The 11,441-nt window shown below is 47.9% G+C and carries 6 protein-coding genes; 1 reads left to right on the forward strand and 5 read right to left on the reverse strand.

Annotation, left to right across the window (positions count from 1 at the left end; genetic code table 11):
* From A0G03_RS08320 to ushA, 5 genes are all read right to left on the reverse strand, one after another.
* The coding region (locus A0G03_RS08320; protein WP_279628598.1) for a carbon starvation CstA family protein at window positions 1-419 on the reverse strand (419 nt) is incomplete at its 3' end.
* Between the two features lie 291 nt (window positions 420-710).
* A complete protein-coding gene (locus A0G03_RS08325) occupies window positions 711-2,705 on the reverse strand; it encodes a discoidin domain-containing protein (RefSeq protein WP_048259171.1) in 1,995 nt (664 codons plus the stop codon).
* A 164-nt stretch (window positions 2,706-2,869) separates the two neighbouring features.
* Entirely contained in the window at window positions 2,870-4,900 is a 2,031-nt protein-coding gene (locus tag A0G03_RS08330) for a discoidin domain-containing protein (protein ID WP_048259282.1), read from the reverse strand.
* Between the two features lie 159 nt (window positions 4,901-5,059).
* A complete protein-coding gene (locus A0G03_RS08335) occupies window positions 5,060-7,084 on the reverse strand; it encodes a discoidin domain-containing protein (protein ID WP_048259170.1) in 2,025 nt (674 codons plus the stop codon).
* A gap of 233 nt (window positions 7,085-7,317) precedes the next feature.
* The gene (gene ushA / locus A0G03_RS08340) at window positions 7,318-8,967 is read right to left on the reverse strand and encodes a bifunctional UDP-sugar hydrolase/5'-nucleotidase UshA (RefSeq protein ID WP_048259169.1); all 1,650 of its coding nucleotides are present in this window, start codon (window positions 8,965-8,967) and stop codon (window positions 7,318-7,320) included.
* A 688-nt stretch (window positions 8,968-9,655) separates the two neighbouring features.
* Here ushA and ybaL point away from each other — a divergent pair.
* Window positions 9,656-11,341 (forward strand): YbaL family putative K(+) efflux transporter, encoded by a 1,686-nt coding sequence (gene ybaL, locus A0G03_RS08345; RefSeq protein ID WP_048259168.1) that lies wholly within the window; start codon window positions 9,656-9,658, stop codon window positions 11,339-11,341.
* Window positions 11,342-11,441: the final 100 nt, after the last annotated feature.

An 11,441-nucleotide genomic window follows, 5' to 3' on the forward strand; every position in this document is an offset into this window, starting at 1 on the left:
ATAAACAGCACCATGAAGTCCTGCACGGCACCCGCCAGCACTACACCGCCCAGCAACCATAAGGTGCCCGGCAGGTAGCCGACCTGCGCGGCCAGCACCGGCCCGACCAACGGACCTGCACCTGCGATAGCAGCAAAGTGATGCCCGAACAGGACGTTACGGTTCGTCGGCACATAGTTAAGACCGTCGTTATTAACAACGGCGGGTGTTGCTCTGGTCGGATCCAACTGCATGACTTTTTGTGCGATATACAGGCTGTAGTATCGATAAGCCACGAGGTAAACGGCGACAGAAGCAACAATAATCCATAAGGCACTGACATGCTCACCGCGACGTAGTGCAACTACGCCCAGGCAGGCAGCCCCAATGATTCCAAGAATCATCCAGGGGATGTGTTTAAGAATGGAATTGTTCTTCATAAGACATCCTTCAATTAAAAATTACAATCGTTTGATTTTGTTAGCTGTAGAAAAATAAACCCTGGTAAAGCGCCGTGCGATAACGCAAGTCATCGCGTATTTCAGATAAGGGAGATAGTGGTGGCACAGTACGTCATCGCGTACGCGCGTAGAGCGGGTATTTGGGTAGGCGGCAGAATAGCGTGCTAAGCGGTTAGAATGACGTAGTGAGTGGCGGGAGAAAAATTGGACGACATCAAAAGAAAAGGCCGCGACATTCGCGGCCAGTAGAATGCTGAGTATCGTGAGCGATTACGGAACCTGATACGCCAGTTTGTAATTGCCCGCTGCCACAGTGCGGAATGTCACGCTGTCGGTGCGCCAGCGGATTTCCACTTCCGCAGGTGATTGAACTTTCCAGCTAGATTCATCGTTGACGTTCAGCACCAGCCGGTCAATGGTCGCAGCGTCTGTGGCTGGGTCGGTGATATCAAGCGCGAATGCAAAGGCGAGATCGTCCGGCACGCTATTGTTTGATGAGAACAACTGTGTCCACTGTGCCGCAGTAATCCCACCGAGCTCGGCTGGCGTCATACCATCAGCAATCAACGCCGTTGCGCCTGCCGTATCTGCTGACAGCGCACCAACATCAACCCACGCCCCGCTTCGCAAGACATGCCAGTTCACCAGATCCCGCGTCACGGCGACGCGCACTTTGCCGCTGCCAGTCTGCGTTGCCGTTAGCGTTGCGGAATTGATTTGTGACCACACGGCAGACGTCAGTGATTTTTGAATAGCAATCTGCGTATAAGGAATATACGACGACCGTAAATCAATTTGAGCACTACCAACAATCTTGATTGGCAGCAAATCAGAGATTGATTCATTTGAAATCCAGCCTGAATGAGTAAACCCACTATCAAAATCAGCCGAGGAAACCTCAGTCAGTGAACCATTATTTGCAGAATACCATTTACCCTTGCTGCTAATTAAAACCTTTTCAGACTGAAATAGGTTAAATTTCTTTAATGTCAGGTAGTTATTGTTATTGCCACCAGCGGTAATAAACAGCCGAAAACTCTTATATCCCTCCGCAGGCGAGAAATTATAGCGGCGGACAGCGCCGAGCGTATTATTGACATCATTATTTACAACATGTAAGTCATCCCAGCTTGCCCCCCCATCATTAGAGCCCTGAAAAATCCAGTCTTTCGGACCATTATTATAAATGACCGTTCTGTTAGCAAAGCTATAACCGGAAATTGTTGTTGGAGTTGGTAGATCAACCCTAATCCAGTGAGGATTGGCTACAGTCGCAGCATTTAACCCTCCCCAACAATCATATTCATTACTAGATAAATTATTGTCATTATCAAATGCAAAGTAGGGTAAAAATTGAGGTCTGGACATATCACTGGCACTAATGACATATCCGATTGGATTTGTATTTGATGTCATTTTCGGAACAACAGATTTTGCAACAACGGAAAGATTAATCGACTCTCCATCAGCTCGAACTGGTGCAGAATAAATGCCATCATGGTTATTAAGCGTGAATATATCGCCGGTATATTCATGCATTGCGCCATCAAAAATAACCGCATTGGTCGCATTGTAATTCGGCTCACTTGATGCATTAAAGTCATCAACCACATAAGTCTGATTCGCCGCACCGGTTTCTTCTTTCAGCGCATACGCCGCGAGATTAAATGCATTTTGTGGGCGAATGCTGAACGCATGATTTTGTCCTGCCGTTGCGCCCAGGCGTTCGGCGACGATATAGCCCGAACCGCCGCTGCCGGAACCACCAGCAGCACTGATGATGGTTTTCTCATTCACCGGGTTATAGCTCAGCGTCACACCCGCCCCGGCTTCCAGCGAGGAATGGACGAGCTGTTTCGTTTTTTGCGTGTAGTCGGTGATTTCTGATGTGGTGTGAGTGTGCCCTACCGCTGCTACACCCATTTGCGCTGGCGTTGGTGAAAAGTCACCGCTACCTAACAACGATTGACCAAAGAGCGTGCGGATATTCGTTCCAGAGATTAATTCAGCCTGCTTCGCATTCCAGACTGCTTTTTCATCCGGTGTAGCAAATTTTCTGGTGGCCGTTTCGGTAATCTGCTCGGCGGTATAATCACCCGCTTGTGCGGTTACAACGCCAGTGCGTCCGAATACGGAGGAAACACCCGAAACACCGGGTTCTTGCCCGTCTCCGTTATTTGAATGGCAGCAAGAGTGAGGATTAACGGTACATGTTGATTTTCCTGTACTGTCACAGACATTAATTTCAATATTTACGCTTTTCATTATTTTGATAACTCCATTGATAAAAGGAATTGTAAATATCACTTATTTGACCCGTGTATTATTTCAACGTGCTTTACTAATCTGATACCTCCTTCTCTATAAAATTAAGAATAAAAAAAGGCCGCGATATACGCGGCCATTGGAATATTTAACCTGGTGAGCGATTACGGAACTTGGTAAGCCAGTTTGTAATTACCCGCAGCCACAGTACGGAATGTCACGCTGTCGGTGCGCCAGCGAATTTCCACTTCCGAAGGTGACTGCACTTTCCAGTTAGACGCCTCGTTGACGTTCAGCACCAGTTGGTCAATGGTCGCAACATCTTTGGCTGGGTCGGTGATATCAAGCGCGAACGCAAACGCGAGAGCATCCGGCACGCCATTGTTTGATGAGAACAACTGCGTCCACTGTGATGCAGTAATCCCACCGAGCTCAGATGGCGTCATACCATCAGCAATCAACGCCGTAGCGCCTGCCGTATCTGCTGACAATGCACCAACATCAACCCACGCCCCGCTCCGCAAAACATGCCAGTTAATCAGATCTCGCGTGACGGCGACGCGTACTTTGCCGCTGCCCGCCTGCGTTGCCGTTAACGTTGCGGAATTAATTCGTGACCATGAATCAGTTGATGTTAATAACGTCTGAATGACTAATTGCTCTAATGGAGTATATGTTGTGCGCACACTAATCTGCCGATCAGAAATCAGTTTTACAGGAGTAGTAAAAATAGGCAGCGTCGTATTTAATGAATCGATTTTCGATACACCTAACAGATCTATTTTTTCTGGGGTCAACTCTCCAGTGATTTCAGTCAGTATGCTTCCAGAGAAGCCATAGTTTTTCCCACCAGTATGGATGACAAACTTTCCATTTGGTTGAAAAAATTTTAATTCTGAAATAGTGACATATGGGCTACTACCATTAATAGCTGTAATTAACAGACGGTAACTTTTGTAACTAGCGACTTGTGAGAGAGTAAAATTCCTTATCGCACCAGGTTCATTATTCACGTCATCGGTAACGGAATGTAAATCATCCCACGTTACACTCTTATCATTGCTGCCTTGGAGTTTCCACGTTCGAACATTCCCCATATCCAGTTGGCTACGGTTGGTAATTTGATAACCACCGATGACCTCTTCTGCTGGTAAATCGATTTGTAGCCAGTGGGGACGTTCAATAGAAGGTACCCATGTACCATCAGTTCCCCAACAGTTGGGTGGCGGACCTGAATTGTTAGATCCATCAAACGCGATAAAAGCTTTATACATCCCTAGAGATTCATTAGATGCACTCGCTGTATAACCTACTGGCAATGTATTAGATGTCATAAAAGGAATAACGGACGAAGAAAAATCAGCCATTACCGCGATATCTAATTTCTCACCATCCGATTTTATTTCAGCAGAGTAAAAACCCTCATCTGGCATTAATTGATAGTTTGAACCAGTATAAAGACTGGCCATGCCATCAAAAATAACTGCACTCGTCGCTTTGTAATTTGGTTCACTCGACGCATTAAAATCATCAACCACATAAGTCTGATTCGCAGCACCCGCTTCTTCTTTCAGCGCATACGCCGCGAGATTAAATTTATTTTGTGGACTAATGTTGAACGCGTGATTTTGCCCTGCTGTTGCGCCCTGACGATCGGCGACGATGTAGCCAGAGTTGCCGCTGCCGGAACCACCGCCCGCTGCGCTAATTACCGTTTTCTCACTCGCTGGGTTATAGCTCAGCGTCACGCCTGCCCCTGCTTCCAGTGAGGAATGGATGAGCTGTTTCGTTTTTTGCGTGTAGTCGGTGATTTCCGATGTGGTGTGAGTATGCCCTGCTGCGGCTACGCCCATTTGCGCTGGGGTTGGTGAAAAATCACCGCTACCTAACAACGATTGACCAAAGAGCGTGCGGATATTCGTTCCAGAGATTAATTCAGCCTGCTTCGCATTCCAGACGGCTTTCTCATCCGGTGTGACAAATTTTCTGGTGGCCGTTTCGGTAATCTGATCGGCGGTATAGTCACCGGATTGTGCAGTGACAACACCGGTCCGTCCAAATACGGAGGAAACACCAGAAACTCCGGGCTCTTGCCCACTTCCGTTATCGGAATGACAGCAAGGATGAGGATTAACGGTACATGTTGATTTGCCTGTACTGTCACAAACATTGATTTCAATATTGATGTTTTTCATAGTACTGATGGCTCCATTGATAAAAGGCATCAGAAGTTTCGTTTATTTAGAGAGAGTATTATTTTAAAGCGTTTTAATAATTTATTCTTTTTATATAAAACCAAGATGAAAAAAGGCCACGATATACGCGGCCGTTGGAATAGGCAGTAGAGAGAAGAATTACGGAACCTGATACGCCAGTTTGTAATTACCCGCCGCCACGGTGCGGAATGTCACGCTGTCTGTGCGCCAGCGAATTTCCACTTCCGCAGGGGATTGCACTTTCCAGCTAGACGCCTCGTTGACGTTCAGCACCAGCCGGTCAATGGTCGCAGCGTCTGTGGCTGGGTCGGTGATATCAAGCGCAAACGCAAAAGCGAGGGCATCCGGTACGCCATTGTTTGATGAGAACAGCTGCGTCCACTGTGCCGCAGTAATCCCACCAAGCTCGGCTGGCGTCATACCATCAGCAATCAACGCCGTAGCGCCTGCCGTATCTGCTGAAAGCACACCAACATCAACCCACGTCCCGCTCCGCAAGACATGCCAGTTAATCAGATCTCGCGTGACGGCGACACGTACTTTGCCATTTCCCGTCTGGGTTGCCGTTAGCGTTGCAGAATTGGTTTGTGACCATGCTGCCGCACTCGGTAAAGTTTTCTGTATTGCAATTTGAGGATGCGGCGTATATAGAACGTTTGCATCAATATTTTTAGATGAAAAAATCGTTACCGGCAATATACCTAACAAGGATGAGTCGGATATTACACCAGATGACAAAAAGCCATTCTCATAAAAATCTGCCGCCACCAACGGAGCCGGGATAGATGTTAATACCCCATTGCTCGCCGAATACCACTTACCATCACTACCATTAATCAACAGGCGATCGCTGCGGAATATTTCAAATTCGCCAATTTGGACATGCGCACCGCCGTTTTGCTCTGTTATTAAAATACGGAAAGATGAATAAAGCGTGTTATTGGCAAACGTATATTCTCGAACAGCCCCCATTGCATCGCGAGTATCATTAGAGACCGTATTTAACGTATGCCACGTTGTGCCATCATTACTCCCCTGAAACATCCACGATTTCGGGCTGAGCGGCGTTGAGTGCATGTTTTCGTTTGTAATTCTGTATGTATCAATCAATACGGGGGTCGCCATAGTAATACGCAACCAATGCGGGTTCGCCGCTGTTGGTACCGTTTTGGACGCCCAGTATCGATTTAACGTTCCATCGAATGCTGTCCATGCCGCGTATTGCGCTGAATACTCAGATGAGGCATCAACAGTGTAGCCAACAGGCATATTATTTGCCGTCATTGCAGGAATCAGCGAGGTATTAACAGCATTAATCGCATCAATTTCAACGCTCTCACCGTCTGCTCTGATTTGTGACGAATAAAAACTACCGGACTGATCTAAGTGATATCGTGTTCCGGCATAGGGATGTAATGTGCTATCAAACACAGCAGCATCAGTTACGCTGTAGTTCTCTTCGCTAGATGCATTGAAATCATCAACCACATAAACCTGATTCGCTGCACCAACGACTTCTTTCAGCGCATACGCCGCAAGATTGAACGTATTTTGTGAGCTAATGGTAAACGCGTGATTTTGCCCTGCCGTTGCGCCCTGACGATCGGCGACGATGTAATCAGAGTTACCGCTGCCGGAGCCACCACCCGTTGTGCTAATTACTGTTTTCTCACTCACAGCGTTATAGCTCAGCGTCACGCCTGCCCCTGCTTCCAGTGAGGAATGGATAAGCTGCTTTGTTTTTTGCGTGTAGTCGGTGATTTCTGATGTGGTGTGAGTATGCCCTACCGCTGATACACCCATTTGCGCTGGCGTTGGTGAAAAGTCACCGCTACCTAACAACGATTGACCAAAGAGCGTGCGGATATTCGTTCCAGAGATTAATGCAGCCTGCTTCGCATTCCAGACGGCTTTTTCATCCGGTGTAACAAATTTTCTGGTGGCAGTTTCGGTAATCTGATCGGCCGTATAGTCGCCGGGTTGTGCAGTGACAACGCCAGTGCGTCCGAATACGGAGGAAACACCAGAAACACCGGGTTCTTGCCCGTCTCCGTTATTTGAATGGCAGCAAGAGTGAGAATTAACCTGAATCGGGGGATTAACAGTACATGTTGATTTACCTGTACTGTCACAGACATTAATTTCAATATTTACGCTTTTCATCGTGCCGACTACTCCGTTAGTGAGGGTGTATCAGGAGTATCGTTTATTTGGTTGGTCTGTTATTTTAAAGCGCTTTACTAAGCATAAGATTATTTAATCAATTAAATCAGCAAATTAGATTTGTTCCATGTAGGTAATTACAGGCTTAGATGCAGTATGACTTCTCGGGATAGCGCCCAGAAAAATGGCGGTATTGTCATCGGTCGAGAGACAAAAACCGCCATGATTATTAATTACTTATAAACAATCTCACCTTTCGGGGCATAGGCTTCCGCATCCAGCGGAGAATGCTTCTCGATGTACTGCTTCAGTACTTCAGCATCAACAAAACCGGTGTTCACATAGCCCGGCAGGTTATCAAGACGCGGATAACCATCACCACCCATCGCGTTAAAGTTCAGCGTTGCCATGCGGTAAACTTTATCGGCCTGCAACGGTTCGCCTTTGATTTTCACGTTCTGCACACCCTGCCCGTCTGCCGTCAGGCTGACGTTAAGGAATTGCGCATAGGCACCGGAATCCACCTTTTTATTGGCGGCTACGGTCAGATATTTCTCGACGTCGCTGCCTTTCATATTCACGTAAACCAACGTGTTGGCAAACGGCTGAACCTTCAGTACATCTTTATAGGTGATATCACCCGATTCAATCGAATCACGGACACCGCCGCCGCTCATGATGGCAAAATCTGCCTCTGCACGCTCAAGTTGCGCAGACAGCAGCACGTGTGCCAGATTAGTTTGACGGAAACGCACCTGATTGCGATCGCCTTCCAATTTGCCTTTCACGCTACCGATCTTGATACCCAACTGCGCCTGTCCTTTTTCCTGGAACGGCGTCAGCATTTTCATGACGTCAGAGTCCTGCGTGATTTCATGCGTATAGAAGACACGTTCAGTTTTGCCGTCTTTCTCTACCTTTTTCTTCAGGTTGATCGGAATCAGCTGATAATGCTCAAGTTTCAATTCACCATTGCGGAATGTGAAATCAGCACGACCCACATATTTACCCCACTCATGCGCCTGAACAATCCAGGTACCATTCTGGCGATCGGGAGCACAAGGCGAGCCAGGCACATAATCCACCTGCTTTTTGTTTTCCTGCGCCATACAGACCGGATCCTGCGAGTGACCGCCGACAATCATGTCCAGATAGCCAGCAGGCAAGCTACGCGCCATTTCCACATCACCCGGTGCATTAGAGCCATGATTACCATCGTCATAGTGCCCCATGTGCGTCGCGGCAATAATCACATCTGGTTTTTCGCTCTTACGCAATTGCTCAACAACCTGCTTTGCTTCCGTCGAAGGATTACGGAATTCGATATCGGTAAAATACTCAGGATTGCCTAATTTGGCCGTATCATCCGTTGTCAGGCCGATAACCGCGATTTTCACACCTTGCTTATCGAACAGGGCATAAGGCTTGAATAACCGCTTATCGGTGCTTTTTTGGTAGATATTGGCCGATAACAGTGGGAATTTTGCCCATTTCTCCTGCTGACGCAGTACAGACAGTGGATTATCGAATTCGTGGTTGCCGAGCGCCATCGCATCATAGCCAACCATGTTCATACCACGAAAATCGGGCTCCGCATCCTGCAAATCGGACTCAGGCACGCCGGTATTAATATCACCGCCGGAAAGCAGTAATACGCTGCCACCTTTACTCGCCACTTCCTGACGAATCTGATCGACCAATGTTTTTTGCGCCGCCAGACCATATTCGCCGTGATCGTTATGCCAGAAATGGCCGTGGTGATCATTCGTATGCAAAATAGTGATGGCGTATGTTTTGTCTTTTTCCCAAGCCATTGACATCACAGGCGTTAGCGCTAGCGATACCGCCATCGCACATCCCAGAGCTTTTATTGAAAAACGCATGATAAATCTCCGTTTATTTTAAAGACTCAGTGGAACCACTGAGAAATTCATCGCACAGACTATAATTTACCGCACAACTTAGCACAGCCAGATGAACAATGCGCGAAGCGCATTCACGCCGTCTGTCAGCAATGTGTGATAGGCAAAAAAACCATATTAGGTATAGCAGCGATAGTGATGTCACGCTGGCCTGGTGCCATCGTCGCGGCGTCATAAACTCTTGCTAATATGGATGTTTCATTGGAATAACCGGACATCACGCCGTTTATCCTCTGTTTTCTGAGGATTTTCGCAGGTGGATAAATTTATTCCGCTGAATACACAGAAAAGCAGTAAGGCATTACAGCCTAGAACATCACGCCATCAGAATAATTACGCATGTTTATCAATGCTTATCGTGAGAAACCATCCCTAAATCTGTGTTACACTATCTTTAACTTGAGAAGGTGATGTTTTTCATAAAATACCACTTTTATCCAAGCAACATTTCGCTATATGCAATAGAATTTGTGTATACCCAGAATATATTGGCGTTGCAGCCAGACAGCAAACGAACGAATCCCAATCCGCTTTTCGGTACATAATAAGAGTGATAAGGGTACGTAAGCGCCGCTAACCACGCTGTAGCTTCAAGGCAAGAAGGGTAAATCCGCTCAATTACGTTTCACCTATGGCACAAGGAGTTGGGATGCATGCTGCAACACCGCTAATTTCTACTATTGCTGGGGGGCTGGTTCTTGCCTTCATCCTTGGTATTCTGGCAAACCGCCTACGTATCTCTCCCCTTGTTGGTTACCTTGCCGCAGGCGTGCTTGTCGGTCCTTTTACCCCCGGCTTTGTTGCCGATACCTCACTAGCATCAGAACTGGCTGAACTTGGCGTAATCCTGCTGATGTTTGGCGTCGGTCTGCACTTCTCGCTGAAAGACCTCATGGCGGTAAAGTCTATAGCCATTCCCGGTGCAATAGCCCAGATTGCTGTGGCAACGCTACTTGGAATGGGGCTATCCACCATGCTGGGCTGGAACCTGGCGAGCGGCCTGGTTTTTGGCCTCTGTCTATCAACCGCCAGTACTGTGGTTCTGTTACGTGCGCTGGAAGAACGCCAGCTTATTGATAGCCAGCGTGGCCAAATCGCTATCGGCTGGCTGATCGTAGAAGATCTGGCGATGGTGCTTACGCTGGTTCTGCTGCCAGCCTTCGGTGACATGATCGGAGCTGAGCATGCTGACACCAGCAAGCTGCTAGCAGATTTGGCTTGGACCATAGGTAAAGTCATCGCGTTTATCACCCTGATGATTGTGGTAGGTCGCCGTCTAGTGCCGTGGGTGTTGGCAAAAAGCGCCAGCACCGGTTCACGCGAACTTTTCACACTGGCGGTATTAGCGATGGCTCTGGGTATCGCCTTTGGCGCAGTGAAACTGTTTGATGTCTCCTTTGCACTGGGCGCATTCTTTGCCGGTGTGGTACTGAACGAATCTGAACTTAGTCAGCGGGCAGCTCACGATACGCTGCCGCTGCGCGATGCCTTCGCCGTACTGTTCTTCGTTTCTGTCGGCATGCTGTTCGATCCGATGATCCTGCTGAACGACCCAATTTCCGTGCTTATCACTCTGGCAATCATCGTGTTCGGTAAGTCAGCCGCTGCTTTCGCGCTGGTTCGCCTCTTTGGCCACTCAAAACGAACAGCATTGACGATTTCTGCCAGTCTGGCGCAAATCGGCGAATTTGCCTTTATTTTAGCCGGACTCGGCATTGTGTTGGGGCTGTTGTCCGAAGAAGGTCGAAATCTGGTATTAGCCGGTGCCATTCTCTCTATCATGATAAACCCGCTGCTGTTTACGCTGCTTGAACGCTATCTGGCGAAGAACGAAACAATAGAAGAGCAGATCGTAGAAGAAGCCATCGAAGAAGAGAAACAGATTCCTGTCGATATGTGCAACCATGCTCTGCTGGTCGGCTATGGTCGCGTTGGTAGCCTGATTGGCGCCAAATTGCATCAGGCAGGCATTCCCGTGGTAGTCGTTGAGAATTCACGTACACGCGTCGATGCCCTACGTGAGCAAGGCATTAAAGCCGTCTTGGGCAACGCCACAAAGCCTGAAGTTATGGATATTGCTCGTATCGACTGTGCCCGTTGGCTATTACTGACAATCCCTAACGGCTATGAAGCTGGGGAAATCGTCGCGGCGGCCCGTGAGAAACGTGCCGATCTGGAGATTATTGCTCGCGCGCACTATGACGATGAAGTTAGCTACATTACCGAGCACGGTGCCAATGAGGTAGTCATGGGCGAAAGGGAAATCGCTAACAGCATGATCACGCTGCTGAAGCTGGATGAAATCCCACCAGCACCTCAGGCGTGTCCTATCTAAACGGCTATATGTTGAATATAAAAATAGCGGGCACATTGTGCCTAATGCCAGTCAGTTAAGCAACTGACTGGTTGTTTTTACAAGCTTTTCCGTATTTTTG

The sequence above is a fragment of the Pectobacterium peruviense genome (assembly GCF_002847345.1).
In the GTDB taxonomy this organism is placed as follows: domain Bacteria; phylum Pseudomonadota; class Gammaproteobacteria; order Enterobacterales; family Enterobacteriaceae; genus Pectobacterium; species Pectobacterium peruviense.

What these genes read in the sequence shown, in the direction of transcription:
- A0G03_RS08325 (WP_048259171.1), bottom strand. Translation starts at nt 2,705, where the DNA reads ATGAAAAGCGTAAATATTGAAATTAATGTCTGTGACAGTACAGGAAAA.
- A0G03_RS08330 (WP_048259282.1), bottom strand. Translation starts at nt 4,900, where the DNA reads ATGAAAAACATCAATATTGAAATCAATGTTTGTGACAGTACAGGCAAA.
- A0G03_RS08335 (WP_048259170.1), bottom strand. Translation starts at nt 7,084, where the DNA reads ATGAAAAGCGTAAATATTGAAATTAATGTCTGTGACAGTACAGGTAAA.
- ushA (WP_048259169.1), bottom strand. Translation starts at nt 8,967, where the DNA reads ATGCGTTTTTCAATAAAAGCTCTGGGATGTGCGATGGCGGTATCGCTA.
- ybaL (WP_048259168.1), top strand. Translation starts at nt 9,656, where the DNA reads ATGCATGCTGCAACACCGCTAATTTCTACTATTGCTGGGGGGCTGGTT.